We start from the raw sequence: 25303 nt of genomic DNA, 5'->3' as shown, positions 1-25303 counted from the left end.
CCCCGCATGTCCCTCCTCAAGCCTTCGCTGCTCCTGGCCTTCCTGCTGCTCGCGCTGCAGGGGCCGGCGCGCGCCGCTGACGTCTACGGCTACATCGACGCCAACGGCGTGGCGCACTTCGCGGCCGAGAAGGTCGACGAGCGCTACCAGGTGTTCTTCCGCGACGGCCAGAGCTTCGACACCACGCAGGGCATCTCGCCGCTCGGTCGCCTGGGCCGCGGCGACCGCAAGCTCGACGGCAAGGTGTCGCCGGCCTCGCAGACGCTGCTGGCCATGTTCGAGGCCTCGCCCAGCTACAAGATCGCCAAGAGCGCGCTGCGCGATGCCGCGAACAAGCACGCGATCGACTACGAACTGCTGCAGGCGCTGATCGCCACCGAGTCGGGCTTCGACGCCCAGGCCGTCTCGCCCAAGGGCGCGCGCGGGCTGATGCAGCTGATGCCCGGCACCGCGCAGCGCTACGGCGTGGCGGGCGACAAGCGCGCGAGCCTCGAGAAGAAGCTGTTCGACCCGCGCATCAACATCGCCGCCGGCTCGCACTACCTGCGCGACCTGATCGCGATGTTCCCGGGCCAGATCGAGCTGGCGCTGGCCGCCTACAACGCGGGCGAGGGCGCGGTGCAGCGCGCGGGCAACAAGATCCCGAACTACAAGGAAACGCAGAACTACGTGCAGACGGTGCTGCAGCTCTATGCCTACCTCAAGCCTTCGGTGGCCCGGGGCGGCGGCCTGCGCGGCGGCAAGACGCCGGGGCGCATCCGCATGGAGATGACGGTGCCCGCCGGCGGCGCGATCGGCCGCGGCAACATGCCCCCGGATGCGCCGCGCGGCCTGCCGTCGATGCCGGCCGTGCCCGAGTCGGCCGCGCCGCCCGCGGCCGATGCCGGCACCGGCGATCTCCCCGCTTCGCCGCTGTCGTGAACACGGCGTCCCGCGAGCGAGCGCCTTCGCCCGCCCCGACCACCCCAAGAACGAGGAGACCGCGATGCAACGTCGAGATTTCGTCCTGGCCGGCGCCGCCGCCCTGAGCGGTGCCGCGCGCGCGCAGCATCCCGCCTCGCACGCGGCGCCGCAGCCCGTGCCGTCCTCGGCCGAGCCCTACGCGCGGCTGCAGGGCGGCGTGCCGCACCACATGACGCCCGAGCAGGAGTCGCAGCGCGTCACCGACAGCCCCGCGCCGCGCGGCCCGCAGGGGCGCTGGGCGGCACGCGCGGCGTTGCCGCTCCCGCGCAGCGAGATGGCCTGGGCCACGGCCGCGCAGGGCCGCATGCACGTGGTCGGCGGCTACGGCGAGGGCGCGGTCAACCGCGACTACCACCACATCTACGACCCGCAGGCCGACCGCTGGCTCGACGGCGCGCCGCTGCCGCGCGGCGCCAACCACGTGGCCGTGGCGGCCGACGGCGGCCGGGTCTACGCGCTCGGCGGCTTCGTCGAGCAGAACCGGCGCTCCGACACGAACGCCTACGTCTACGAGATCGCGGCCAACCGCTGGACCCCCATCGCGCCGCTGCCGCGTCCGCGCGGCGCGGCCGCCGCGGTGGTGCTCGACGGGCAGCTGCACCTGATCGGCGGCGCCTCCGAGCCCGCGGCCGAGCGCGCCAGCGTGGGCTGGCACGAGGTCTACGACCCGAAGGCCGACCGCTGGAGCGCGCGCAAGCCGCTGCCCGGCGCGCGCGATCACGTGGGCTGCGTGGCGCACGGCGGCCTGATCCACGTGGTCGGCGGGCGCTTCAACACCTTCGAATACAACACCGACCTGCACCACGTCTACCTTCCCGCGCGCGACACCTGGGAGCCGCGTGCGCCGCTGCCCACCGCGCGCTCGGGCCATGGCCTGGTGGTCTATCGCGACCGCTTCTTCGCCATGGGCGGCGAGGGCGGTTTCCTCGTCGGCGGCGTGCCGCGCCAGGCCAAGGTCTTCGGCCAGATGGAAAGCTACGATCCGGTGGCCGACAGCTGGCAGCGCCATGCGCCCATGACCACGCCGCGCCACGCCGTCGGTGCCGCCGTCATCGGCGACTGGATCTACGTGGCCGGCGGCGGCGCCGTGCTCGGCGGCTCGGTGCAGTCGGCGGTGCACGAGGCCTTCACGCTGGGCTGAGCGCCCCTGCAAGCCACCCCTTTTTTCGTTTTCTCACCCGCTCTTCCATGGACTCCCAACCCCCGCTCGATCTCCTGCCTCCCGGCGACGACAACAACGACGGCGGCGACGGCACCTCGCTCACGCTCGCCGACTATGCCCAGACCGCCTACCTCGAATACGCGCTGAGCGTGGTCAAGGGCCGCGCGCTGCCCGACGTGTCGGACGGCCAGAAGCCGGTGCAGCGGCGCATCCTCTATTCGATGTCGCGCATGGGCCTGGGCTTCGGCGGCACCAATGGCACCGTGGGCGCCAAGCCCGTGAAGAGCGCGCGCGTGGTCGGCGACGTGCTCGGCCGCTTCCATCCGCACAGCGACCAGGCCGCCTACGACGCGCTGGTGCGCATGGCGCAGGACTTCTCGCAGCGCTATCCGCTGGTCGACGGCCAGGGCAACTTCGGCAGCCGCGACGGCGACGGCGCCGCGGCCATGCGCTACACCGAGGCACGCCTCGCGCGCATCACCAGCCTCTTGCTCGACGAGATCGACGAGGGCACGGTCGACTTCATCCCCAACTACGACGGCAGCACCGAGGAGCCGCGCCTCCTGCCCGCGCGGCTGCCGTTCACGCTGCTCAACGGCGCGAGCGGCATCGCGGTCGGCCTGGCCACCGAGATCCCGAGCCACAACCTGCGCGAGATCGCCGATGCCTGCGTGGCGCTGATCAAGTCGAACGGCAAGCTCAGCGAGGAAGAGCTGTTCGCCATCGTGCCCGGCCCCGACTATCCGGGCGGTGCGCAGATCATCAGCAGCGCGGGCGACATCGCCGATGCCTACCGCAGCGGCCGCGGCTCGCTCAAGGTGCGCGCGCGCTGGAAGATCGAGGATCTCGCGCGCGGCCAGTGGCAGCTGGTGGTCAACGAGCTGCCGCCGGGCGTGAGCACGCAGAAGGTGCTCGAGGAGATCGAGGAGATCACCAACCCCAAGGTCAAGGCCGGCAAGAAGGCGCTGAGCACCGAGCAGACCCAGGTCAAGGCCGCGATGCTCTCGGTGCTCGACGTGGTGCGCGACGAGTCGAGCAAGGACGCCGCCGTGCGCCTGGTGTTCGAGCCCAAGACCTCGCGCATCAGCCAGGAGGAGTTCATCACCACGCTGCTGGCGCAGACCTCGCTCGAGACCTCGTCGTCGATCAACCTCACGATGGTGGGCATCGACGGCAAGCCGACGCAGAAGTCGCTGCGCCAGATGCTCGAGGAATGGATCGAGTTCCGCGCCGCCACGGTCGAGAAGCGCTCGAAGCACCGCCTGGGCAAGGTACAGGACCGCATCCACATCCTCGAGGGCCGGCAGCTGGTGCTGCTGAACATCGACGAGGTGATCGCCATCATCCGCGCGGCCGAGGATCCGAAGGCCGCGCTGATCGCGCGCTTCAACCTCAGCGAGGTGCAGGCCGAGGACATCCTCGAGATCCGGCTGCGCCAGCTCGCGCGGCTCGAAGCCATCAAGATCGAGCAGCAGCTCAAGGAACTGCGCGAGGAGCAGAAGAAGCTCGAGGAGATCCTCGGCAGCCCGGCCGCGCTGCGCCGCCTGATGGTCAAGGAGATCGAGGCCGACGCCAAGACCTTCGAGGACCCGCGCCGCACGCTGATCCAGGCCGAGAAGCGCGCCGTGGCCGAGGTCAAGGTGGTCGACGAACCGGTCACGGTGATCGTCTCGCAGAAGGGCTGGGTGCGCGCGCAGAAGGGCTGGCCCACGGCCAACGGCGGTGCCGCGCCCGAGTACAGCTTCAAGTCGGGCGACTCGCTCTACGGCGCCTTCGAATGCCGCAGCGTCGACACGCTGCTGGTGTTCGGCAGCGCCAAGGACAAGAGCGTGCGCGTCTACACCGTACCCGTGGCCTCGCTGCCGGGCGCGCGCGGCGACGGCCAGCCGGTCACCACGCTGATCGACCTCGATGCGGGCACGCACGTCACGCACTACTTCGCGGGCCCGGTCGCGGCCAGCCTGCTGCTGGCCAATTCGGGCGGCTACGGCTTCATCGCCGCGGTCGAGAACATGATGTCGCGCCAGCGCGGCGGCAAGGCCTTCATCGACGTGGGCGAGGGCGAGCAGCTGTGCCGGCCCTCGCTGGTGGGCGGTGCCGGCGGTGCCGAGCCCATGCCCGCGGCCACGCACGTGGCCTGCGCCTCCACGGGCGGGCGCATCCTGACCTTCGAGATCGCCGAGCTCAAGAGCCTGCCCAAGGGCGGCCGCGGCCTCACGCTGATCGACCTCGAACCCAAGGACACCCTCGCGGGTGCCGCGGCCTACACGCGCAGCGTGAGGATCGAAGGCATCGGCCGCGGCGGCAAGGAGCGCGACGAGACGCTCGAGATCCGCACCCTGAACAACGCGCGCGGCACCCGCGCGCGCAAGGGCAAGGCGGCCGACCTGGGCTTCAAGCCGGCCAGCATCGTGCGGGTGCTCTGATGGGCGGCCTCGACATCAGCACCATCGGCTTCGTCATCGCGGTCGTGACCGGCATCGGGAGCTTTCTCGTGGGCCGGCACTTCCGCGGCAAGCGCGCCGAGAAGAAGCGCGCGAAGGACCGCGTGGCGGCGCAGGCGCTCGAGACGCGTCAGCAGCGCCGCGCGCGCGAGCGGCGCGAGCGCGGCTAGGAAGTCGCTACTTCAGGCCTTCCCACCAGCGCACGTTGGTGCGCGCCTGGCCCACCGTCAGCACCTCGCCGATCACCGGCGTGGCCAGCTCGATCTTGCGCTCCCGCGTGAGCTTCGCGATGCGGTCCAGCGGGTCGTGCCAGGTGTGGAAGGCGAGGTCGAAGGTGCTGTTGTGCACCGAGTACAGCACCTTGCCGCGCAGGTCCTCGAAGGCCTGCACGCTCTGCTCGGGCGTCATGTGGACCGCGGGCCAGTAGGCGTCGTAGGCGCCGTTCTCCATCAGCGCGAGGTCGAAGCCGCCGAAGCGCTCGCCGATCTGCCTGAAGCCCGGGAAGTAGCCCGAGTCGCCGCTGTAGAAGATGCGCTGCTCGCCGCTTTGCACCACCCACGAGGCCCACAGCGTGCGGCCGCGGTCGGTCAGCGAGCGGCCCGAGAAGTGCTGCGCCGGCGTGGCCGTGAGCTTCACGCCGTCGTGCTCGCCGGCCTGCCACCAGTCGAACTCGCTGATGCGCTCGGGCGGCACGCCCATCGCCACCAGCCGCGCCTTCACGCCCAGCGGCACGAAGTAGCGTTGCACCCGTTTCGCCAGGTACTCGATGGTGTAGACGTCGAGGTGGTCGTAGTGGTCGTGCGAGAGGATGAGGCCCTCGATCGGCGGCAGGTCCTGCAGCGCGATCGGCGGCTGATGAAAGCGCTTGGGCCCCGCGAACGAGAACGGCGACACGCGCTCGCCGAACACCGGGTCGATCAGCCAGTACTTGCCGCGCAGCTTCAGCAGGTGCGAGGAATGGCCCAGGCGCACCACGTGGTTGGCCTGGGCGTCGAGCGCTTCGAGCGCGGCCGGCGCCAGCGGCTTCACGGGGATCGCGTCGGTGGGCACCGAGTCGGTCTTGGTCTCGAAGAAGAAACGGGTCCAGATCTTCCAGCCGCTCTGGTTGGGCAGCACGTCGGGGTTGTCCATGTTCTGGAAGGTGCAGCCCTTGAACTGCGGCGAGGCGTCGTAGCGGGCCTCGCAGCCGCTGTTGCTGCTGCAGCCGGCCAGCAGCGCGCAGGCGGCCGCGAAGGCGGCGGCGGCGCGCCGGCGCAGGCGCTGCGGGAGAGAAGGAGCGATGGCGTCGGTCATGGCGGTGTTGTGTGGTTCTGCGGGCGGCGCGAGCTTAGCGGCGGGTGCGCGGGCAATGGTTTCAACGCCAGAAACATTCGCCGGGCAGGGGCATTGGCGGCGTCCTGTGCGATCCTTCGGCCTCACCGTCCGCGCACCAGAAAGGGTTCCCCATGACTCTCGCCGTCCTCGTCATCGACATGCAGCGCGGCCTCGTCGACGACGCCCCGCGTCCGCACGAAGCCGCCGCGGTGATCGAGCGCATCAACGCGCTCACCGAGCGTGCCCGCGCGGCCGGCGTGCCGGTGGCCTTCATCCAGCACGAGAACGAGATCGACCTCGCGTTCGACTCCGAGCGCTGGCAACTCGCCGGCGCGCTCGACACCGACACGCGCGACGCACGGCTGCGCAAGACCACGCCCGATTCCTTCCTGCGCACGCCGCTCGATGCCTGGCTCTCGGAGCGCGGCGTGAAGCGCGTGGTGGTCTGCGGCTATTCGTCGGAGTTCTGCGTCGACACCACGGTGCGCCGCGCGGCCGGGCTGGGCTACGAGGTGACGCTCGCGGCCGACGCCCACACCTCGCACGACAAGCCGCATGCCACGGGCGCGCGGATCCGCGCGCACCACAACGCCACGCTCGCGGACATCACGAGCTTCGGCGTGCCGATCCGCGCGGTCGACAGCGCCGATGTGTCCTTCGACGGCTGAAAGGAAAGCGGACAGCCGGACGCAGAGGACGCGAAGGTTACGCGAAGGGCGCGAAAGAATTCAAAAAGGTCTTCTGGTTTCCTTTCGCGTTCTTCGCGAATTCTTCGCGTCCTCTGCGTCCGGAAGTTCGGCTGCCCGATCCCGCTTTCAATCCGCCCCCGGCCGCCACACCCGCACCAGCGCCCCGAGCTTCTCCCGGAAGCTCATGCGGTCGTTCGACAGCACGTCGATGAAGTCCGACAGCCGCTGCGACTTGACCATGGTGTAGACCGTGAGCCAGGTCGTGAACACCAGCACTACGCCGAACCAGACCGCCTTGCGCCACAGCGGCGCCTCGGCTTCGGCCAGCAGGTTCATGCCGAGGAAGCCGGTGGTGATGGTGCCGATCAGCCCGAACAGCGTCACGACGGTGAGCCGCACCACGGTGTTGGCCTGGCGCCGCAGGCTGTCGGCGTCGAGGTAGGTGTTCATGTCGGCGATGCGCTCCTTGACCTCGTCGTAGAGCGGATCGAGCCCGAGGTGGGTGGCGCACAGGTGCGACAGCGCGCGCACCTGCGCCTGCTCGGAGATCTCGTGGAACCAGTAGCGGTGCGTGAAGCGCAGGAAGCGTTCGAAGCTGGCGCGGATCGCGCGCTTGAAGCGCTTCACGCTCGGCGTGCTGCGGATGTCCAGGCGCTTGAGCGCCTCCACCAGCTGGTCCGAGAACATCAGCAGCGAGGCCTTCTGGAAGTGTGCGATCAGGAACAGCAGGAAGTGCTGGTGGCGGAACTGCGCGAGCACGCCGCGGTCGCGGCAGCAGAAGAACTCGGAGCGCGCATCGCCCACCACGATCAGCGCATGGCCGTTGCACAGGTAGCGCGTGTTGGGGGCCGCGCCGGCATCGACCCAGAAGCGGTCGTAGCAGTAGCGGCTCTCGAAGTCGGCCAGGTGGTGGTCGGCATAGGGCAGGTGAGCCTGGCGTCCCGCGAGCGCCGCCTCGGCCTCGCCCGCGCCCGTGACCAGGCCGAGGCGGACGAAGTCGTTGCGCGTGAGCCGCTTCGGATCGTCGAGCGACAGGTAGGCCATCACCGGCATGCGGTAGTACTCGATCTGCCGGTAGCGCAGCGCGCCCTGGTCCTCCGAATGGTCGCTCACCAGCGGCTGCATCAGGTAGGCCCAGTGGGCGGCGATGCGCGGCGCGCGATGCTGCGCCACGTGCGAGATGAAGGCCTCGCTGTGCTGCGCGTCGGAGCTGGCGAGCATGCGGCCGTCGGCCGCCAGCCATTCGACGCTGGCCATGCAGTGCAGCGCGCCGCCCTCGGCATCCCAGCCCGCGGGATAGGCGCGGCCGAAGCGGTAGAGCAGCTCCTGCGCCTGCGCCAGGCTCAGGTCGTTCGCGCCGACCTCGAGGTTCAGCAGCACCACGTCGACGTCGAAGAAGAAGTAGAGGTCGCAGTGCACCACCTCGAGCGTGATCGGTGCCTCGCCGGCGCGCGTGACCACGCGCACCGCGGCGATGTCGTGGCGGCGGAAGATGCGCATCGGCGAATCGCCGTCGCTGCCGGATTCGGGTCCGCCGGCCTGCGCGCGCGAGCGGCCCTCGCCGTAAAGGAAGCGCTGCACATAAGGCAGGAAGCTCACGAACTCGTTGTAGTGGCGCTGGTGGAAGCGGCTGCTGTCGCCGGTGTATTCGTCGATCTCCTCGCGCCAGGGCGAGGCCTCGCCCATCTCGCGCAGCAGGTGCCACGGCGCCTGGTGCGCGGACTTCGCATCGCGCGCCGGCATCAGCCGCACGGGCCACAGCAGGGCCTGGCGCAGGTGCTTCACGGCGGGGGCATGGGCGGAGGTCTCGGCGAGCCTGGCGCCGGGGTCTTCGGCCATGTCGTCCAGCTGCGCGGTCGTGGGGTCGGCCAGGGGTGTGAGCATCGCGGAAGTGTAGGCAGCGGCCCCCCGCAAAGACCGACTAGGGTAATCCCTCGGTCATCGTGAAACCGGTTTCATATAAGCTGCAAGCATTGCTTTTCCACTGTGCGCGTGCACCCGCGCCGCAGCCGGACCATGAACTACCAGTTTCAATTCGACGCCGTCTTCGCCGCCTGGCCGCTGCTGCTCAAGGGCACGTGGATCACCGTCCAGCTGTCGCTGGTCGCCACCGTGCTCGGGCTGGTGGTGGCCATCTTCTGCGCCTGGGGCAAGACCTCGGGGCCGGGCTGGCTGCGCTTCGTGATCAACGCCTACATCGAGGTGATCCGCAACACGCCGTTCCTGGTACAGCTGTTCTTCTTCTTTTTCGCGCTGCCGGCCATCGGCCTGCGCTGGTCGCCGCAGACGGCCGCGCTGGTGGCGATGGTGGTGAACCTCGGCGCCTACGCCACCGAGATCATCCGCGCCGGCATCGAATCCATTCCCAAGGGCCAGATCGAGGCGGGCCGCGCGCTCAACCTCAAGTCCTGGGAGATCTTCCGCTTCATCATCATCAAGCCCGCGCTCAAGGCCATCTACCCGGCGCTCACCAGCCAGTTCATCCTGCTGATGCTGAGCTCGGCGGTGGTCTCGGTGATCTCGGCCGACGACCTGACCTCGGTGGCCGCCAACCTGCAGTCGCAGACCTTCCGCAGCTTCGAGATCTACATCGTGGTCGCGGCCATCTACCTCGCGCTGGCGCTCGCCTTCTCGGCGATGTTCAAGCTGATCTACAAGCGCACGCTCAACTACCCGGACCGCCGGTAAGCGTCGACCGACGGAGACCACCACACCATGCGCACCTTCGGCTTTCCCGAATTCCTGTTCATCCTCGAAGCGGCCCAGTGGACGCTCGCGCTGTCGGCCATCGCCTTCGTGGGCGGCGCGATCCTGGGGCTCGCGATCGCGCTCATGCGCACGTCCGAATCGGCGTGGGCACGCGGCGTCTCGACCACCTTCATCCAGATCTTCCAGGGCACGCCGCTCTTGCTGCAGCTGTTCCTGGTGTTCTTCGGCGCGCCGGTGCTGGGGCTGGACATCAACCCCTGGGTCGCCGCGGGCGTGGCGCTGGTGCTCAACAGCGCGGCCTTCCTCGGCGAGATCTGGCGCGGCTGCATCGAGGCCATCCCGCGCGGCCAGTGGGAGGCGGCGCAGGCGCTGAGCCTCAACTACAGCGCGCGCATGCGCGACGTGGTGCTGCCGCAGGCCTTCAGGATCGCGCTCGCGCCTACCGTGGGCTACCTGGTGCAGATCATCAAGGGCACCTCGCTCGCGGCCATCATCGGCTTCGTCGAGGTCACGCGCGCCGGCCAGATCGTCAACAACGCCACCTTTCAGCCGCTCATCGTGTTCTCGGTGGTGGCCGCCATCTACTTCGTCATCTGCTGGCCGCTGTCGCTTTTGGCCGCGCGCATGGAGCGCAAGCGCGCACGCGCGCTGGCCCGCTGATTTCCCCGTTCGCCATCTTCCCCGTCGCTTTCGTTTTTTCCGTCGCTTCCTTTCTTTTTCAGGAGACACATCCCATGACCCGCACCACCACCCGCCGCGCGGCGATCGCAGCCCTCGGCCTCGGCGCCGCCCTCACCGTGTTCGCCCCCTTCGCCTCGGCGCAGAGCGTGGCCGACATCAAGAAGAAGGGCGAGATCACCATCGGCATGCTGGTCGACTTCCCGCCCTACGGCACCACCGATGCGAAGAACCAGCCCGACGGCTACGACGCCGACGTGGCCAAGCTCCTGGCCAAGGACTGGGGCGTGAAGGCCAACATCGTGCCGGTGACCGGCCCGAACCGCATTCCCTTCCTGCTGACCAACAAGGTCGACCTGCTGGTCGCCTCGCTGGCCATCACGCCCGAGCGCGCGAAGCAGGTGCAGTTCTCGCAGCCCTACGCGGCCGCCACCATCGTGCTGTACGGCGCGACCAAGACCCCGATCAAGGCCGCCGGCGACCTCAAGGGCCTGCGCGTGGGCGTGGCCCGTGCGTCGACCCAGGACGTGGCCGTGACCAAGGCCGCGCCCGAAGGCACCGAGATCCGCCGCTTCGACGACGACGCCTCGGCCATGCAGGCACTGATCTCGGGCCAGGTCGACGCCATCGGCTGCTCGGTGACCGTGGCGGCCCAGATCGCCAAGCGCGTGCCCGCCGGCACCTACGAAAACAAGTTCACGCTGGTGCAGCAGTCGATGGGCATCGCGCTGCGCCCGGGCCAGGACGAGCTGACCAAGGCCGTCAACGACTTCGTGGCGAAGAACACCGCCAACGGCGAGCTCAACAAGCTCTACCAGAAGTGGCTGCAGGCCGACCTGCCCAAGATGCAGTAATGCGGGAGCGGACAGCCGGACGCAGAGGACGCGAAGGTTTCGCGAAGGACGCAAAAGGAAAACCTGAAAATTTTTCCTGGCGGTCTTTCGCGACCTTTGCGAAACCTTCGCGTCCTTCGCGTCCGGTCAACCCGATTTCCTTCCCTGATTCCAACGAGTGAACATTCCATGACCGACCCCATCATCCGCATGGAAGCCGTCAACAAGTGGTACGGCGACTTCCAGGTGCTGACCGGCATCGACCTCAGCGTGCGCGCGGGCGAGCGCATCGTGATCTGCGGGCCCTCGGGCTCGGGCAAGTCGACGCTGATCCGCTGCATCAACCGGCTCGAGACGGTGCAGAAGGGCCGCATCGAGGTCGACGGCATCGATCTCACGGCCGGCGGCAAGAACGTCGACGCGGTGCGGGCCGAGGTCGGCATGGTGTTCCAGCAGTTCAACCTGTTCCCGCACCTCACGATCCTGCAGAACTGCACGCTGGCGCCGATGCGCTCGCGCGGCATGACGCAGGCGCAGGCCGAGGAGGTGGCGATGAAGTACCTCACGCGCGTGCGCATTCCCGAGCAGGCCAACAAGTACCCTAGCCAGCTCTCGGGCGGCCAGCAGCAGCGCGTGGCGATCGCGCGCGCGCTGTGCATGACGCCCAAGATCATGCTGTTCGACGAGCCCACCTCCGCACTCGACCCCGAGATGGTGAAGGAAGTGCTCGACACCATGATCGGCCTGGCCGAGGACGGCATGACCATGCTGTGCGTGACGCACGAGATGGGCTTCGCGCGCAGCGTGGCCGACCGCGTGATCTTCATGGCCGAGGGCAGGATCGTGGAGCAGGCGCCGCCCGAGGAGTTCTTCGGCAACCCCCAGAACGAGAAGACCCGGCAGTTCCTGGGCCAGATCCTCAGCTCGCACCAGGCCCACTGATGTCCTTCGAGGTCCTGATTTCCCTGTCCTCCTTCGGCGCGGCCGAGGTGGGACGCCATGGCCAGCTCTGGTGCTCGCAGCTGTCGAAGCGCGCGGGCGCCGATTCGGTGGAGGTGCGCGGCGAGATGCTGCGCGACGCCGAGGCCGAACTGCCTGTGCTCAACGGCCTGGCCTCGGTCTACTCCAGCCCCGAGGGCCTGTGGGCCCAGGGCGGCTGGCTCGACAGCGCCGCGCTCAAGCGCGGCATCGCGGCCGCCACGCGCGTGGGCGCGAAGCGGCTGAAGATGTCGATCGGCGACTTCCAGCCGTCCTCGCACGGCTCGCTCTGGGGCCTCAAGGTCGAACTCGCCGAAACCCGCGTCGAGCTCGTGATCGAAAACGACCAGAGCGTGCGCGCCGGCAGCGTGCCCGCGCTGCAGGCCTTCTTCGAAGCCGCCGACCGCGCGGGCGTGTCGCTGGGCATGACCTTCGACATGGGCAACTGGCACTGGGTCGGCGAATGCCCGCTGCAGGCCGCGCAGGCGCTCGGCCCGCGCGTGCGCTACGTGCACTGCAAGGGCGCGCAGCGCCTGCCGCACAAGTGGGTGGCGGTGCCGCTCGGCGACTCGGTGGCACCCTGGCGCGCCGTGCTGCGCGCGCTGCCGGCCGACGTGCCGCATGCCATCGAATACCCGCTCGTGGGCGACGACCTCGAGGCCGTCGTCCGCACGCAGATCGACTTCATCCGCGCCGCGCGCGCGTAGCGAAACCACTCACACCGATGACAGAACCCACCGCCTTCGACGTCGCCCTGTTCGGCGAGGCCATGCTGCTGCTCGTGGCCGACCGGCCGGGGCCGATCGAGGATGCGCAGTCCTTCCACAAGCGCACCGCCGGCGCCGAGACCAACGTGGCCATCGGCCTGTCGCGCCTGGGCCTGAAGGTGGGCTGGGCCAGCCGGCTCGGCACCGACTCGATGGGCCGCGCGCTGCTCAACGCGATGCGCGCCGAGGGCATCGACTGCTCGCATGTGATCGCCGACGCCACCCAGCGCACCGGCTTCCAGTTCAAGGGCCGCGTCACCGACGGCAGCGACCCGCCGATCGAATACCACCGCAAGGGCTCGGCCGCGAGCCACATGGGCCCGGCCGACATCGACGAGCCCTGGCTGCGCTCGGCGCGCCACCTGCATGCCACCGGCGTGTTCGCGGCCATCTCCGAGACCAGCCTGCAGGCCGCGCTGCGTTCGATGGACGTGATGCGCGCCGCGGGCCGCACCATCTCCTTCGACACCAACCTGCGCCCGACGCTGTGGTCCTCGAAGGAGACCATGCGCCACTGGATCAACGAGCTGGCCGCGCGCGCCGACTGGGTGCTGCCCGGCATCGAGGAGGGCCTGCTGCTCACCGGCCACGACCAGCCCGAGGACGTGGCGCGCTTCTACCGCGAGCGCGGCGCGAAGCTGGTGGTGGTCAAGCTCGGCGCCGAGGGCGCCTACTACGACAGCGACGTGGCCGGCACCGGCCGCGTCGCGGGCTTCCCGGTGAAGGAAGTGATCGACACCGTGGGCGCGGGCGACGGCTTCGCGGCCGGCGTGGTCAGCGCGCTGCTCGAGGGCCGCAGCGTGCCCGAGGCGGTGCGCCGCGGCGCCTGGATCGGCGCGCGCGCGGTGCAGGTGCTCGGCGACACCGAGGGCCTGCCGACGCGGGCCGAACTCGAAGCGGCGGGGCTGTGAACGCCATGGCTTCCTCTTCGTCTTCCTCCACCCGCAAGAACGTCCTCGTCTTCCGCACCCTGCCCGAGGACCAGCTCGCGCGCCTGCAGGCCGCGCACGAGGTCGTCGTGGCCGACGCGCGCCAGTCGCCCGAGGCCTTCGCGGCCGCGCTGCCCGCGGCGCAGGGCCTGATCGGCTCGAGCGTCAACTTCAATGCCTCGATGCTCGACGCGGCGCCCCGGCTCGAGGTGATCTCGAGCGTCTCGGTCGGTGTCGACAACTACCCGCTGACCGAGCTGCGCCGCCGCAACATCGTGCTGTGCCACACGCCCGACGTGCTGACCGAGACCGTGGCCGACACCATGTTCGCGATCCTCATGGCCACGCAGCGCCGCGTGGTCGAGCTCTCGACCCTGGTGCGCGAGGGCCGCTGGACGAAGAACATCGGCGAGGACCTGTTCGGCACCGACGTGCACGGCAAGACGCTCGGCATCCTCGGCTTCGGCCGCATCGGCCAGGCGGTAGCGCGCCGCGCCGCCCTGGGCTTCGGCATGCCGGTGCTCTACCACGCGCGCCGCGCGGTCGACCTGGCCGCGCAGGCGCCCGAGCTGCAGGGCCGGGCCACGCACACGCCGCTCGACGAGCTGCTGGCGCGCGCCGACATCGTGCTCGCGATGCTGTCGCTGACCGAGGCCACGCGCGGCATGGCCGACGCCGCCTTCTTCGCGCGCATGAAGCCCGGCGCCGCCTTCATCAACGGCGGCCGCGGCGCGACCGTGAACGAGCAGGCGCTGCTCGACGCGCTCGACAAGGGCATGCTGCGCGCGGCCGGCCTCGACGTGTTCGCCAAGGAGCCGCTGCCGGCCGATTCGCCGCTGCGCACCCATCCGCGCGTGACGCCGCTGCCGCACATCGGCTCGGCCACGCACGAGACCCGGCATGCGATGGCCGAGCTCGCGACCACCAACCTGCTGCAGGTGCTGGCCGGGGAGAGGCCGACCGCGCCCTACGACACGGCCAGCGCATGAAACCCACGGGCCGCGCCACCATCGCCGACGTGGCGCAGGCCGCGGGCGTCTCCAAGGCCACGGTCTCGCGCTTCCTCAACCACCGCGAGCGGCTGCTGAGCCCCGACATCGCGGCGCGCGTCGAGGCCGCGATCGCGCAGCTCGCCTATTCGCCGAGCCCGATGGCGCAGGCGCTGAGCCACGGCCGCTCGCGCCTCATCGGCCTGATCGTGGCCGACATCACCAACCCCTATTCGGTGGCGGTGCTGCGCGGCGCCGAGAAGGCCTGCCAGGACGCCGGCTACCTCGTGATGCTGTTCAACCTCGGCAACGAGAGCGAACGCGAGCGCGAGGCCATCGACGCGCTCGCGGGCTACCAGGTCGACGGCTTCATCCTCAACACCCTGGGCCGCGGCAGCGGCGTGTTCGACGCGGTCGCGCTGCACGGCAAGCCCGCGGTGCTGGTCGACCGGCGCCACGCGGGCATGCACACCGACTTCGTCTCGCTCGACAACGAGGCCGCGATGAAGGCCACCTGCGACCACCTGGTCGAAGGCGGCTTTCGCGAGCTGCTCTACGTGACCGAGCCGCTCGCGGGCGTGAGCTCGCGGCGCGAGCGGACCGCGGCCTTCGGCGCCTGCGTGACCGCGAACGGCCCGCGCATGGCCGGCGAGGTGTTCGAGAGCGTGGAGGGCGAACAGCAGGCGCTCGACGATGCGCTCGCGGCGCTGCGCAAGCGCGCCAGGCGCGGCCGACGCGCCGCCGTGGTGGCGGGCAACGCGGTCGTCACGCTGCGCGTGGCGCAGGCGATGGCGCGGCTGGGCTGGCAGTTCGGCGCCGACCTCGGCTTCGTCGGCTTCGACGATCCCGAATGGGCCTCGCTGATCGGCCCGGGCCTCAGCACCGTCGCCCAGCCCACCGACGACATCGGCCGCGCCGCCGCTAGCTGCCTGATCGACCGGCTGCGGGGGCTCGAAAGCCCGCCGCGGCAGTTGCTGCTGCCGGGGCAGTTGCAGGTGCGGGGCTCGTCGAAGGCGCCTGTCCCCGCGTAGCCGGGTCGGCTTCGGCCGCGAAGCGCGCAGGCCCGCGCATCCAGTCGGCCGCGCGCTCGGCGATCATCACCGTGGGCGCGTTGGTGTTGCCGCCGATCAAGGTCGGCATCACCGAGGCATCGACCACGCGCAGGCCCTCGATGCCGCGCACGCGCAGCCGTGGGTCGACCACCGCCCCCGCGTCGTTGGGCGCGCCCATGCGGCAGGTGCCGACCGGGTGGTAGATGGTGTCGGCGCGCGCGCGGATCTGGCGCACCAGGTCCTCGTCGCCGCGCGCATCGGCCGTGTAGAGCTCGCGCTGACGGTACTTCGCGAGCGGCGCCGCCTCCATGATCTCGCGCGTCTTCTTCACGCCCTGCAGCAGCAGCGCGAGGTCCTCGGGGTCGGACAGGAAGCGCGGATCGATGCGCGGCGCCGAGGCCGGGTTGGCATCGGCCAGCCGCACCTCGCCGCGGCTCTTCGGCCGCAGCACGCAGACGTGGCACGAGAAGCCGTAGCCCGCATGCAGCTTGCGCGCATGGTCGTCGGTGATGGCGATCACGAAGTGCAGCTGCAGGTCGGGCCGGCGCAGCTCGGGCGAGGACTTGACGAAGGCGCCGCCCTCGGCGAAGGGCGTGGCGACCAGGCCGGTGCCGGTCCTGCGCCACAGGAGCGCCTGGCGCAGCAGGGTCCAGCTCGCGCCGAGGCCGATGCCGAACAGGTCGCGGTGCTTCGAGCGGTAGGCGAGGATGAAGTCGAGGTGGTCCTGCAGGTTGCGCCCCACGCCGGGCAGCGCCTGCTGCACCGCGATGCCGTGCTGCTGCAGCTGCGCGGGATCGCCGATGCCCGAGAGCATCAGCAGCTGCGGCGAATGGAAGGCGCCGCCGCACAGCGCCACCTCGCGCCGCGCATGGATGCGCTCGACGTTGCCGCCGCGGCGCACCTCCACGCCCACGGCGCGGCCATGCTCGATCACCACGCGCAGCGCCTGCGTGTGCGTGAGCACCGCGAGGTTGGGGCGCGTCATCGCCGGGTGCAGGTAGGCGGCCGCGGCCGAGCAGCGCTCGCCGTTCCTCGCGCCGCCATGGAACTGCGTGACCTGGTAGAGGCCCGCGCCTTCCTGCTCGATGCCGTTGAAGTCGTCGTTGAAGGGCACGCCCGACTGCACCGCGGCGCGCACGAAGTCCTCGCTGATGGCGCGCGGCGTCTGCTGGTCGGCCACCTGCAGCGGACCGTCGGCGCCGTGCAGCGGGCTCGCGCCGCGCTGGTTGCCCTCGGCGCGGCGGAACCAGGGCAGCACGTCGCCGAAGGACCAGCCGCCGCAGCCGGCGCGCTCCCAGTCGTCGTAGTCCTCGCGGTGGCCGCGCACGTAGAGCATGGCGTTGATCGCGCTCGAACCGCCGAGGCAGCGCCCGCGCGGCTGGTAGCCGCGGCGCCCGTCCAGGCCCGGCTGCGGCTCGGTGCGCAGCGCGTAGTTGTTGATCGGCGGGCGGCCCGGCAGCATCGCCACCGTGGCGGCCGGCGCGCGCACCAGGATGCCGCGGCCGTCGCCGCCGGCCTCGATCAGGCACACGCGCACGCGCGCATCCTCGCTGAGCCGCGCGGCGAGCGTGGCGCCCCCGGAGCCGCCTCCGACGATCACGTAGTCGAACTCCATCGCCCCGCGTCCTTTCCTGCTTCTTCTTCGATTGCGCCGATGCCGGCCCGTGGACTGTAGGAACGAAACGGGGCAGGGCGCCTAGCGTTTTCCCGTCGGACCAAAGTGGCACTGTCGCGTGCGCGACGCGTGTAGTAGGAACCTCCGACGGGTTTCCCCTGGCGGAGCCGACAGGCGAATGACAGTTGCGCGGACCACACTCGGAAGAAGAACAACGACAGCATCCGAGACCACCGCCATGCCCGCACTTTCTTCCTCTTCTTCTCTCCCCGCGCTCTCGCGCCGCGGCGCGCTGCGCCTGTCGCTCGGCGGCATGGCGATGGCCTCGGTGCCCGGCCTCGGCTGGGCCGCCACCGGGCTGGCCGCGCCCGTGCCCGCCGATGGCCTGCCGCGCGGCGTGCCCGAGGCGCAGGGCGTGTCGTCGTCGGCGATCCTGGCCTTCCTCGACGAGGCCGAGCGCGGCGCCTTCGAGCTGCACGGCTTCATGCTGTGGCGCCGCGGCCAGGTGCTGGCCGAGGGCTGGTGGGAGCCCTACGGCCCGCAGCGGCGCCACATGACGCATTCGCTGACCAAGAGCGTGACCGTCTGCGCGGTCGGCATGGCGGTGGCCGAGGGGCGCTTCGGGCTCGACGACAAGGTGGTGTCCTTCTTCCCCGAGCACCTGCCGCCGGTGGTGAGCCCGAACCTCGCGGCGATGACGGTGCGCGACCTGCTGACCATGCGCACCGGCCACGCCGCCATGACCTCGGGCTCGGTGTGGCGGCAGATCCGCACCAGCTGGATCGCCGAGTTCTTCAAGATCCCGGTGGTGAATCCGCCCGGCACGCAGTTCGTCTACACCAGCGCCGCCACCTACATGCTGTCGGCCATCGTCACCAGGACCACGGGCCAGCCGGTGGCCGACTACCTGAAGCCGCGCTTCTTCGATCCGCTGGGCATCACGGGCTACGAATGGGAGGTCGGGCCCGAGGGCATCTCGCCGGGCGCCAACGGCCTGAGCTGGAAGACCGTCGATTCGCTCAAGCTCGGCATCCTGCATGCGCAGAACGGCCTGTGGAACGGCAGGCAGGTGCTCACGAAGGAATGGGTCGACGCGGTGCACCAGCCGCACACCAAGGACAAGTACGGCTACCAGTGGTGGCTGGGCCCGAACGGCGCCTACAACGCCGACGGGCTGTTCGGCCAGTACGCGGTGGTGTTTCCCGCGCACGACGCGGTGCTCGCGATCAACGCGGCGCTGCCGCCGAAGGCCGGCTTCAACGCGGGGCTGCTCTACAAGCACTTCCCGGCCGCGTTCGAGAACGCGCCCGCCGATGGCGGCCGGGCCAGCGCCGCGCTGCGCCGGCGCATGGCGGGCCTGCGCCTGCTGCCGCCGGTGCGGCCGACCGCGTCGCCGGTGGCCGCGGCCGTGTCGGGCCAGCGCTACGAGTTTCCCGACAACCCCGACAGGATCAAGGCCGCGCGCCTGGACTTCGGCGCCGAGGCCTGCAGCTTCACGCTCGAGGACGAACGCGGCACGCACACGGTGCAGGTGGGATTGAAGAAGCCGATCGAGGGCGACACCACCATGACCGGCAACCGCCTGCACCACGAGTACCAGCCCGCGGTGATGCGCGTGGTCGCGAGCGGCGAATGGCTCGACGAGCGCACCTTCGTGATGAGCTGGACCTTCGTCGAATCGGCCTTCCGCGATACCGTGACCTGCCGCTTCGCCTCGCGCTACCTGCGGCTCGACCGCAGCGTGAACGTGAACTCGAGCGCGACCGAGATGCCGACGCTGACCGGCGCGCGCGCGGCGAAGGCGGCCTGACAACTACGGAAGGTCGTAGGCCTTGCCAGCGCGGCACGGCGGCGGCGATGGCCTCTTGTCCTGCACGCGGCGGCGGCATCCGCAACCTTTGGCGACACGCTGCGACGGATTAAAACCTCCGGTATCGAAAACCAGATGGAGGCCCGATCCGTGAATGAAGAACATCACTACCTCGACCAGTTCGAAAGCTTTCTGAAGCGCCGCGAACAGGCGGCCGACATCTCGGTCAGCGTCACGGTCGAGATCGAGGAGCGGCAGCCGCGCGGCGTCCCGGACAACTTCTGGGCCGGCGCCGACGGGTCGGGGGGCGAACGCGGCGTGGCCGCGCATTAGATCCTCGATGCCGGGGCGCCCGCTCCGGCTCAGGCCGCGCGCAGCCAGACCTTGCCGTCGGCCGACTCTTCCACCGCCAGGGGAACCAGGCGCGCACCCTTGCAGGGGCCGCCCACGCACAAGCCCGTGTCGGGCTCGTAGATCGCGCCGTGCCGCGCGCACATCAGGTAGCGGCCCGAGCGCTCGAGCACCTGGCCCTCGAAATCGATCGGGCCGCCCACGTGCGCGCACTGGTTGAGGTAGCCATGGACCCGGCCCTGCCAGCGCACGACGAAGGCAGGCCCGCGGCCCGGCGCCTCGAACTTCACCGCGTCGCGGGATTCGGGCAGCGCGTCGCAGATCAGCAGTGCATCGGTCATGGTGGTGCGGACATTCAGGGCGGGGAGGGCTGCGACAGCACCCACTGCGCGAGCCGGCGCGATTCGTCGAGGCTCATGTGGCGCTGGCGCGGCATGATGACGCGGCCCCAGGCACCGACGCTGCCGTCGCGCAGCTTGTCGGCGAGACGGGCCGGTGCCTCGGGGTCGTGGCGGTAGCGCGCCGCGATCTGCGCGAAGCCCGGGCCTACCTGCTTGCGCACCATGCCGTGGCAACTGAGGCAGGCATAGCGCGCGACCGGCTCGCGCAGCGGCGCCGGTATCTCGTCGGCCGCGGCCGCCAGCGGCGCGATGGCCGCGAGCGGCAGTGCCAGCCACAGGGACCGCGGCAGGCGAATCAGCCGATCTCCGCGATCAGTTCGATCTCGACGCAGGCGCCCATCGGGATCTGCGCCACGCCGAAGGCGCTGCGCGCATGCGCGCCCTTCTCGGGGCCGAACACTTCGGCGAACAGTTCGCTCGCGCCGTTGGTCACGAGGTGCTGCTCGGTGAAGCTGCCGACCGAGTTGACCAGGCTCATCACCTTGACGATGCGCTTGACCTTGTTCAGGTCGCCCATGGCCGCATGCAGCGTGCCCAGCAGGTCGACCGCGACCGCGCGCGCGGCCTGCTTGCCCTGCTCGGTGCTGACGTCGGCGCCGAGCTGGCCGGTCCAGACCTTGCCGTCCTTCTTGGCGATGTGGCCCGACAGGAACACGAGGTTGCCGGTCTGCACGAAAGGCACGTAGGCGGCGGCCGGAACCGAGACCGGCGGGAGGGTGATGCCGAGGCTGGAAAGCTTGTCGTAGACGCTCATGAAGAAGGCTCCTGGTGAGACGGTGGTGAAGGCGGCCGCGCGGAGGGCGGCTGCGGGGAATCGACCGGCGTTTGTACCGGCGAAGCCGCGATCGTAGGCGACGCCGCGGCCGAAGGCCCTGCGCCGCCGGGGGCTTGCGGCGGCTCGAGCTCGTCGACCGGCTGCACCGTCACGCCCACGTGCAGCGTGTGGCGTGCGCCGCCGTGCAGCACGCCGCGCATCGGCGAGACGTCGGAGTAATCGCGGCCGATCGCCAGCGTCACGTAGTCCTCGCCGGGCTGGCGGCCATTGGTGGGATCGAAGTCGGCCCAGTCGCCGGCGCTGCCGGGGCCGTCGCCTTCGCCGGGCAGGTAGACCGAGACCCAGGCGTGCGAGGCATCGGCGCCGATCAGCCGCGGCTGGCCCGGCGCCGGCTGCGTCAGCAGGTAGCCGCTGACGTAGCGTGCCGGCAGGCCCATCCCGCGGAAGCACGCGATCATGATGTGCGCGAAGTCCTGGCACACGCCCTTGCGCTGGGCCAGCGCCTCGGCCGCGGGCGTGTTGATCTCGGTGCTGTCGGCGTCGTAGTCGAAGTCGCGGTGGATGCGCTCGGTGAGGTCCATCGCCACGTCGAAGGCCGGGCGGCCCGGCGCGAAGCTCGCGCGCGCATAGGCGACGAAGTCGTCGTGGCGCGGCACGTAGGGCGAGGGGAAGACGAACTCCGAGGCCGGGTCGAACAGCGCGTCCTTGCGGAAGCGGAAGCGCTCGCGCACCGACTCCCACGGCAGCTCGCGCGCCACCGCGCTCGAGAGCACGGGCTCCGAGGTCTCGACCACGCTCTCGGCCGTGACCACCAGGCTGTCGTGCGTGGTGTCGAGCGCGAAGAAGGCGCGCACGTTGCCGTAGAGGTCGGCCTGCTCGACGCGCTGCGCGGGCGCGGGCTCGATCGCGAGCCGGTGGCTCAGCAGGCGCTGCGAGGGCGTGACCAGCGGCCGCAGGTGCGCGAGGTGCTGCGCGGTCTCGACCGGCGGCGAGTACTCGTAGCGGGTTTCGTGGGTGACGTGGAGTCGCATGGCGCGCGCCGTGGGTTACTTCGACGCGGCGCCGAAGTGCGAGGCGTAGATCCTGTCGTAGCTGCCGTCGGCCTTGATCTCGGCCAGGCCCTTGTCGAGCCTGGCGAGCAGCTCGGCGTTGCCCTTCTTCACCGCGAGGCCGTACTGCTCGGTCGCGAAGCCGGCATCGCTCACGGTCTTGAAGCCCGCGCCCGCGTTGTTCGCGAGGTAGTGCGCCACCACGCCGTTGTCGGCCACCACCGCCTGCACGCCGCCGGCCTCGAGCTCCTTGAGCGCGAGCGGCGTCGATTCGAAGCGCTTGATGTTCGCGCTCGATTTGCCCAGCAGCTTGCCGACCACTTCGTCGCCCGTGGTGCCGTTCTGCACGCCGACCTTGAGCGTCTTCAGGTCCTCGAAGCGGGTCACGCTCGCGTCGCTCCTGACCGCGATCAGCTGGCGCGCGTCGAAGTAGGGCTGCGAGAAGTCCATGGTCTGGCGGCGCTCGGGCGTGATGGTGATGGCCGACACCAGGAAGTCGCGGTCGCCCTGGTCGAGCGTGTTGAAGATGCCTTCCCACGGCGTGTTGACGAACTTCACCTCGATGCCGGCCTTCTTCGCGACGGCATTCACGATGTCGATGTCGAAGCCCACGATCTCGCCCTTCTCGTTCTGCGATTCGAAGGGCGTGTAGGCGGCATCGGTGCCCACGACCAGCACGCGCGCGGCGGACGGTGCGGGCGGGGCCGATGCGGCGGCGGGCGCGGCGGTCTCCTGCTTGCCGCAGCCGGCGAGCGCGAGGACCGCGGCGAGGCCGGCGGCCAGGGCGAAGCGGCGATGGATCGTGGTCATGGGAAGCCCTCCTTGGTCTGTCGTTGCTTGTAGGGGTGGTCTGGTCGCGCGGCGCGCGCAGCGAGGGCTCAGGCGCCCACGGAGCGCAGCGATTCCGAGGTCAGCGTGAAGTAGCGGATGCCGATGGCATCGGACACATGGTAGGCGGCGGCCTCGCAGTGCGCGAGCAGCGCGGCCAGCGCCGCATAGGGGCCGTCCTCGCCGCCGGCGGGGCCGGGGTCGCACAGGTGCTCGAGCGTCCAGGTGGCCGGGTCGGGCAGCTCGTACGACAGCGCCGTGAGCTTGCCGGGCGCGCTGCCCGCGAGCCGCGCGATGCGCCCGCGCAGGGTCTGCGTGACCCAGGCCAGCGAGCGCGGGTTCTCGGCGTCGAGCACCAGCAGGTCGACCAGCGTGGCGACGTCGCGGCGCTGCTGGTAGCGCGCATGGAAGGTGATGGTGCTGTCGAACAGCGCGACCATCGCCTCGAAGCCGCTGACCTCGTGCACCGCGTGGTTCTGGAAACCCGCGAGCAGGGCGTTGGCGAGGAAGCTCAGGCGCTCGATGTGGCGGCCGATCGACAGCAGCCGCCAGGCATCGTCGCGCGTCATGCGGTCGGTCTGCGCGCCGGTCATGGCCGCGAGCGCCGAACTGGCCGACTCGAGCGAGCGCAGCGCCGCGCCGGTGGCGAAGCTGCCTTCGCCGGCCTGCTCGGCGGCGCGGCGCAGGAAGTCGGCCTCGGCGCGCACGATCTGGTTCCAGTGGTCGGGTGAGAGCCGCTCGCGCACCGCGGCCGCGGCCTGGCGGATGCTGCGCAGGCTGTAGCCCACGCTGCCGCCCTGCGCCACGTCGCCGAGCTCGGCGATCAGCGCGCGCTCGAACACGCGGCGCGACTGAGGCGCGCTCGGCACGCCGGCCGGCACCAGCGCATTGCGCACCGCCATGCGGTGCAGCCATTCGAGCAGCGGGCGCGAGGACTGGTCCTCGCCGCCGAGGATGTTGAGCGTGAGGCGCGCCAGCCGCACCGCGTTCTCGGCGCGCTCGGTGTAGCGGCCGAGCCAGAACATGTTCTCGGCCGCGCGGCTGGTGACCGGCGCGCGGTGCCGCGCCAGCGAGGCCGGCGTGGCCTGCGGCTGCAGCAGCGTGGTGCGGTCGACCTCGCCATGGGTCTGCACCCAGACGTTGGCGCTGCTGCCGCCGCGCTGCATCGAGGCGATCTGCGCATCGGGCCCCGCGAGCCGCGCCAGCCCGCCGGGCAGCACGCGCCACGATTGCGCGCCGTCGCTGACCGCGAACACGCGCAGCAGCACCGCGCGCGGCGCGATGTGGCCGGGCCCGAGGTCGCTGGCCCAGGTCGGCATCTGCGACAGCGGCAGGTAGCTTTGCACCGTGTGGGCCTCGCCCTCGCGCACGATGCGCCCGGCCCATTCGTCGAGCTCGCGGCGGCCGAGCTGGCGGCCCAGCACCGCGTCGAAGCTCTCGCGCCCGTCGATGCCCGGGTAGGTGGGCTTGATGAAGCAGTCGCCGAGCTGCGGCAGCACCGCCTCGAGCGCCGCGCGCTCGCCGCACCACCAGGTGGGCAGCGCGGGCAGCAGCAGCTTCTCGTCGAGCAGGTGGCGCGCCAGGCCGGGCAGGAAGCCCAGCAGCGCCGGCGACTCGAGGAAGGCCGAGCCCGGCATGTTGGCCACCAGCACGTTGCCGGCGCGGATCGCCTGCAGCAGGCCCGGCACGCCGAGCGTGGAGTCGGGGCGCAGCTCGAGCGGGTCGAGGAACTGGTCGTCGAGCCGCTTGATGAGCCCGTGCACGGGGCGCAGGCCCTGCAGCGTCTTGAGGTACAGGCGCTGGTCGCGCACCGTGAGGTCGTTGCCCTCGACCAGCGTGACGCCGAGGTAGCGCGCGAGATAGGCGTGCTCGAAGTAGGTCTCGTTGTAGGGACCGGGCGTGAGCAGCGCGATGTGCGGCGGCACGCCGGCCGGGCACATGCGCTGCAGGCCGTCCATCATGGCGCTGTAGGTGGCGGCCAGCCGCTGTACGTGCAGCGCCTCGAAGGCCTGCGGGAACTGGCGCGTGATCGCGAGCCGGTTCTCGAGCAGGTAGCCCAGGCCCGAGGGCGCCTGGGTGCGCTGCGACACCACCCACCAGTTGCCGTCGGGGCCGCGCGCGAGGTCGAAGGCCGCGATGTGCAGCCAGGTGTCGCCCGGCGGCTTCACGCCGTGCAGCGCGCGCAGGTAGCCCGGATGGCCGCGCACCAGCGCGGGCGGCAGCAGGCCTTCGGCCAGGAGGCGCTGCGGGCCGTAGACGTCGGCCATCACGCGGTCGAGCACGCGCACGCGCTGCAGCACGCCGGTCTCGATCTGCGCCCAGCTCTCGGGCGAGACGATCAGCGGGAACAGGTCGAGCGACCAGGGCCGCTGCGGGCCGTGAGTGGCGTCGGCGTAGACGTTGTAGGTGACGCCGTTGTCGCGGATCTGGCGCTCCAGGCTGACCGCGCGCCGCGGCAGGTCGCCGAAGCCGTCGGAGCCGAGCTGCTCGAAGAAGGCATGCCAGGGCGGCAGCAGCGGGGGCTTGTCGCCGGCGGCGGGGGCCGGCGCGGCGGTGTCGGCGGAGGGCGCGCGCTGGGCCGTGGATGGCGCCTGGGTCTGGGTCTGGCCGCCCTGCGCCTGAGATTGGCTTTGGCTGCCCGCGGTCGCATCGTGCAGGTGCGGCCCCGTGGGCGCTGCCGGCCCGGCGGCGGGCCGTGCGGGCGCCTCGGGCGTCGCGATGCCGCGCAGCTCGTCGAAGTGGCCGGGCAGGGCGGGCGGGGCGAGCGCCGACGCCAGGACGGCCGGAAAATCCAGCGCCTGGGCGTCGAACAGGGATTCGTTGAGGGGTTCCACAGGGTTGGGATTGTCACATCGCTGTCACCGGGCCCGCCGGCGATGGCGTGCGAAATGCCCGCTGCAGCCATCCGTGTGGGCGGGACGACACACCCGGCGGCCCGGCCCGCGCCCCGTTTGCCGAGGGACGGGC

24 protein-coding genes are annotated in these 25303 nt (G+C 70.9%); 15 read left to right on the top strand and 9 right to left on the bottom strand.

Annotated features, from left to right (window positions below; genetic code table 11):
• Positions 1 to 6 precede the first annotated feature (6 nt).
• The 4 genes from AC1HIL_RS25035 to AC1HIL_RS25020 all read left to right on the top strand — a co-directional run bounded on the left by AC1HIL_RS25035 (position 7) and on the right by AC1HIL_RS25020 (position 4739).
• Entirely contained in the window at positions 7 to 921 is a 915-nt protein-coding gene (locus AC1HIL_RS25035) for a lytic transglycosylase domain-containing protein (RefSeq protein WP_057595389.1), read from the top strand.
• A gap of 64 nt (positions 922 to 985) precedes the next feature.
• On the top strand, positions 986 to 2104 hold the full coding sequence (locus tag AC1HIL_RS25030) for a Kelch repeat-containing protein (protein ID WP_057595388.1): 1119 nt from the start codon (positions 986 to 988) through the stop codon (positions 2102 to 2104).
• Positions 2105 to 2151: 47 nt separating this feature from the next.
• Positions 2152 to 4551: a DNA topoisomerase IV subunit A gene (gene parC / locus AC1HIL_RS25025; RefSeq protein ID WP_479670288.1), complete on the top strand. Its 2400-nt coding sequence runs from the start codon at positions 2152 to 2154 to the stop codon at positions 4549 to 4551.
• The gene (locus AC1HIL_RS25020; RefSeq protein WP_057595386.1) at positions 4551 to 4739 is read left to right on the top strand and encodes a hypothetical protein; all 189 of its coding nucleotides are present in this window, start codon (positions 4551 to 4553) and stop codon (positions 4737 to 4739) included. The genes parC and AC1HIL_RS25020 overlap by 1 nt, the downstream gene beginning before the upstream one ends.
• Before the next feature lie 7 nt (positions 4740 to 4746).
• On the opposite strand, the gene AC1HIL_RS25015 is transcribed toward AC1HIL_RS25020, so the two are convergent.
• Positions 4747 to 5862: an MBL fold metallo-hydrolase gene (locus AC1HIL_RS25015; protein WP_479670287.1), complete on the bottom strand. Its 1116-nt coding sequence runs from the start codon at positions 5860 to 5862 to the stop codon at positions 4747 to 4749.
• Positions 5863 to 6014: 152 nt separating this feature from the next.
• Between AC1HIL_RS25015 and AC1HIL_RS25010 the strand changes: the two genes are divergently transcribed.
• Positions 6015 to 6551 carry a cysteine hydrolase family protein gene (locus AC1HIL_RS25010; RefSeq protein WP_057595384.1) on the top strand — a complete coding sequence of 179 codons (537 nt, stop codon included), beginning with the start codon at positions 6015 to 6017 and terminating at the stop codon, positions 6549 to 6551.
• 147 nt (positions 6552 to 6698) lie between these two features.
• Here the strand turns inward: AC1HIL_RS25010 and AC1HIL_RS25005 are convergent, their stop codons facing one another.
• Entirely contained in the window at positions 6699 to 8315 is a 1617-nt protein-coding gene (locus AC1HIL_RS25005; protein WP_479672440.1) for a hypothetical protein, read from the bottom strand.
• A 273-nt stretch (positions 8316 to 8588) separates the two neighbouring features.
• Here AC1HIL_RS25005 and AC1HIL_RS25000 point away from each other — a divergent pair, with 273 nt between their 5' ends.
• The 8 genes from AC1HIL_RS25000 to AC1HIL_RS24965 all read left to right on the top strand — a co-directional run bounded on the left by AC1HIL_RS25000 (position 8589) and on the right by AC1HIL_RS24965 (position 15486).
• Positions 8589 to 9260 (top strand): amino acid ABC transporter permease, encoded by a 672-nt coding sequence (locus AC1HIL_RS25000; protein WP_057595383.1) that lies wholly within the window; start codon positions 8589 to 8591, stop codon positions 9258 to 9260.
• Positions 9261 to 9287: 27 nt separating this feature from the next.
• The gene (locus tag AC1HIL_RS24995) at positions 9288 to 9941 is read left to right on the top strand and encodes an amino acid ABC transporter permease (RefSeq protein WP_057595382.1); all 654 of its coding nucleotides are present in this window, start codon (positions 9288 to 9290) and stop codon (positions 9939 to 9941) included.
• Between the two features lie 74 nt (positions 9942 to 10015).
• On the top strand, positions 10016 to 10813 hold the full coding sequence (locus AC1HIL_RS24990; protein WP_093354693.1) for a transporter substrate-binding domain-containing protein: 798 nt from the start codon (positions 10016 to 10018) through the stop codon (positions 10811 to 10813).
• 168 nt (positions 10814 to 10981) lie between these two features.
• The gene (locus AC1HIL_RS24985) at positions 10982 to 11734 is read left to right on the top strand and encodes an amino acid ABC transporter ATP-binding protein (protein WP_281080738.1); all 753 of its coding nucleotides are present in this window, start codon (positions 10982 to 10984) and stop codon (positions 11732 to 11734) included.
• A complete protein-coding gene (locus tag AC1HIL_RS24980) occupies positions 11734 to 12477 on the top strand; it encodes a sugar phosphate isomerase/epimerase family protein (protein ID WP_479670286.1) in 744 nt (247 codons plus the stop codon). Before AC1HIL_RS24985 ends, AC1HIL_RS24980 begins: the two co-directional genes overlap by 1 nt.
• Before the next feature lie 17 nt (positions 12478 to 12494).
• Entirely contained in the window at positions 12495 to 13448 is a 954-nt protein-coding gene (locus AC1HIL_RS24975) for a sugar kinase (RefSeq protein WP_479670285.1), read from the top strand.
• Between the two features lie 5 nt (positions 13449 to 13453).
• Positions 13454 to 14455: a 2-hydroxyacid dehydrogenase gene (locus tag AC1HIL_RS24970; protein ID WP_479670284.1), complete on the top strand. Its 1002-nt coding sequence runs from the start codon at positions 13454 to 13456 to the stop codon at positions 14453 to 14455.
• Positions 14452 to 15486, top strand: coding sequence for a LacI family DNA-binding transcriptional regulator (locus AC1HIL_RS24965; protein ID WP_057595376.1), 1035 nt, complete (start codon positions 14452 to 14454; stop codon positions 15484 to 15486). The genes AC1HIL_RS24970 and AC1HIL_RS24965 overlap by 4 nt, the downstream gene beginning before the upstream one ends.
• Here the strand turns inward: AC1HIL_RS24965 and AC1HIL_RS24960 are convergent.
• A complete protein-coding gene (locus AC1HIL_RS24960; RefSeq protein WP_479670283.1) occupies positions 15377 to 17122 on the bottom strand; it encodes a GMC family oxidoreductase in 1746 nt (581 codons plus the stop codon). The genes AC1HIL_RS24965 and AC1HIL_RS24960 overlap by 110 nt on opposite strands.
• A 238-nt stretch (positions 17123 to 17360) precedes the next feature.
• Between AC1HIL_RS24960 and AC1HIL_RS24955 the strand changes: the two genes are divergently transcribed.
• Both AC1HIL_RS24955 and AC1HIL_RS24950 read left to right on the top strand, forming a co-directional pair.
• A complete protein-coding gene (locus AC1HIL_RS24955) occupies positions 17361 to 18932 on the top strand; it encodes a serine hydrolase domain-containing protein (RefSeq protein WP_479670282.1) in 1572 nt (523 codons plus the stop codon).
• A 150-nt stretch (positions 18933 to 19082) separates the two neighbouring features.
• On the top strand, positions 19083 to 19265 hold the full coding sequence (locus AC1HIL_RS24950; protein WP_057595373.1) for a hypothetical protein: 183 nt from the start codon (positions 19083 to 19085) through the stop codon (positions 19263 to 19265).
• A 29-nt stretch (positions 19266 to 19294) separates the two neighbouring features.
• On the opposite strand, the gene AC1HIL_RS24945 is transcribed toward AC1HIL_RS24950, so the two are convergent.
• The 6 genes from AC1HIL_RS24945 to AC1HIL_RS24920 all read right to left on the bottom strand — a co-directional run bounded on the left by AC1HIL_RS24945 (position 19295) and on the right by AC1HIL_RS24920 (position 25170).
• A complete protein-coding gene (locus AC1HIL_RS24945) occupies positions 19295 to 19624 on the bottom strand; it encodes a Rieske (2Fe-2S) protein (protein ID WP_057595372.1) in 330 nt (109 codons plus the stop codon).
• Between the two features lie 14 nt (positions 19625 to 19638).
• Positions 19639 to 19845 carry a c-type cytochrome gene (locus tag AC1HIL_RS24940; RefSeq protein WP_479672783.1) on the bottom strand — a complete coding sequence of 69 codons (207 nt, stop codon included), beginning with the start codon at positions 19843 to 19845 and terminating at the stop codon, positions 19639 to 19641.
• A 134-nt stretch (positions 19846 to 19979) separates the two neighbouring features.
• Positions 19980 to 20438 carry a RidA family protein gene (locus tag AC1HIL_RS24935; protein ID WP_479670280.1) on the bottom strand — a complete coding sequence of 153 codons (459 nt, stop codon included), beginning with the start codon at positions 20436 to 20438 and terminating at the stop codon, positions 19980 to 19982.
• Complete coding sequence (locus tag AC1HIL_RS24930; RefSeq protein ID WP_413762989.1) at positions 20435 to 21490, bottom strand: transglutaminase family protein; 1056 nt, start codon at positions 21488 to 21490, stop codon at positions 20435 to 20437. Before AC1HIL_RS24930 ends, AC1HIL_RS24935 begins: the two co-directional genes overlap by 4 nt.
• A gap of 15 nt (positions 21491 to 21505) precedes the next feature.
• Positions 21506 to 22318, bottom strand: a complete 813-nt coding sequence (locus tag AC1HIL_RS24925) for a basic amino acid ABC transporter substrate-binding protein (protein ID WP_057595369.1) — start codon at positions 22316 to 22318, stop codon at positions 21506 to 21508.
• Positions 22319 to 22386: 68 nt separating this feature from the next.
• Positions 22387 to 25170 carry a circularly permuted type 2 ATP-grasp protein gene (locus tag AC1HIL_RS24920; RefSeq protein WP_479672782.1) on the bottom strand — a complete coding sequence of 928 codons (2784 nt, stop codon included), beginning with the start codon at positions 25168 to 25170 and terminating at the stop codon, positions 22387 to 22389.
• Between the last annotated feature and the right edge of the window lie 133 nt (positions 25171 to 25303).

Source organism: Variovorax sp. ISS6 (genome assembly GCF_056523145.1).
The sequence above is the reverse complement of the archived record's forward strand: the minus strand, read 5'-3'. Positions and strand labels throughout refer to the sequence as shown.

Bases quoted from the DNA above. Each gene is read 5' to 3' on its own strand.
- AC1HIL_RS25035 (WP_057595389.1), top strand. From the start codon at position 7: ATGTCCCTCCTCAAGCCTTCGCTGCTCCTGGCCTTCCTGCTGCTCGCG.
- AC1HIL_RS25030 (WP_057595388.1), top strand. From the start codon at position 986: ATGCAACGTCGAGATTTCGTCCTGGCCGGCGCCGCCGCCCTGAGCGGT.
- parC (WP_479670288.1), top strand. From the start codon at position 2,152: ATGGACTCCCAACCCCCGCTCGATCTCCTGCCTCCCGGCGACGACAAC.
- AC1HIL_RS25020 (WP_057595386.1), top strand. From the start codon at position 4,551: ATGGGCGGCCTCGACATCAGCACCATCGGCTTCGTCATCGCGGTCGTG.
- AC1HIL_RS25015 (WP_479670287.1), bottom strand. From the start codon at position 5,862: ATGACCGACGCCATCGCTCCTTCTCTCCCGCAGCGCCTGCGCCGGCGC.
- AC1HIL_RS25010 (WP_057595384.1), top strand. From the start codon at position 6,015: ATGACTCTCGCCGTCCTCGTCATCGACATGCAGCGCGGCCTCGTCGAC.
- AC1HIL_RS25005 (WP_479672440.1), bottom strand. From the start codon at position 8,315: ATGCCGGCGCGCGATGCGAAGTCCGCGCACCAGGCGCCGTGGCACCTG.
- AC1HIL_RS25000 (WP_057595383.1), top strand. From the start codon at position 8,589: ATGAACTACCAGTTTCAATTCGACGCCGTCTTCGCCGCCTGGCCGCTG.
- AC1HIL_RS24995 (WP_057595382.1), top strand. From the start codon at position 9,288: ATGCGCACCTTCGGCTTTCCCGAATTCCTGTTCATCCTCGAAGCGGCC.
- AC1HIL_RS24990 (WP_093354693.1), top strand. From the start codon at position 10,016: ATGACCCGCACCACCACCCGCCGCGCGGCGATCGCAGCCCTCGGCCTC.
- AC1HIL_RS24985 (WP_281080738.1), top strand. From the start codon at position 10,982: ATGACCGACCCCATCATCCGCATGGAAGCCGTCAACAAGTGGTACGGC.
- AC1HIL_RS24980 (WP_479670286.1), top strand. From the start codon at position 11,734: ATGTCCTTCGAGGTCCTGATTTCCCTGTCCTCCTTCGGCGCGGCCGAG.
- AC1HIL_RS24975 (WP_479670285.1), top strand. From the start codon at position 12,495: ATGACAGAACCCACCGCCTTCGACGTCGCCCTGTTCGGCGAGGCCATG.
- AC1HIL_RS24970 (WP_479670284.1), top strand. From the start codon at position 13,454: ATGGCTTCCTCTTCGTCTTCCTCCACCCGCAAGAACGTCCTCGTCTTC.
- AC1HIL_RS24965 (WP_057595376.1), top strand. From the start codon at position 14,452: ATGAAACCCACGGGCCGCGCCACCATCGCCGACGTGGCGCAGGCCGCG.
- AC1HIL_RS24960 (WP_479670283.1), bottom strand. From the start codon at position 17,122: ATGGAGTTCGACTACGTGATCGTCGGAGGCGGCTCCGGGGGCGCCACG.
- AC1HIL_RS24955 (WP_479670282.1), top strand. From the start codon at position 17,361: ATGCCCGCACTTTCTTCCTCTTCTTCTCTCCCCGCGCTCTCGCGCCGC.
- AC1HIL_RS24945 (WP_057595372.1), bottom strand. From the start codon at position 19,624: ATGACCGATGCACTGCTGATCTGCGACGCGCTGCCCGAATCCCGCGAC.
- AC1HIL_RS24935 (WP_479670280.1), bottom strand. From the start codon at position 20,438: ATGAGCGTCTACGACAAGCTTTCCAGCCTCGGCATCACCCTCCCGCCG.
- AC1HIL_RS24930 (WP_413762989.1), bottom strand. From the start codon at position 21,490: ATGCGACTCCACGTCACCCACGAAACCCGCTACGAGTACTCGCCGCCG.
- AC1HIL_RS24925 (WP_057595369.1), bottom strand. From the start codon at position 22,318: ATGACCACGATCCATCGCCGCTTCGCCCTGGCCGCCGGCCTCGCCGCG.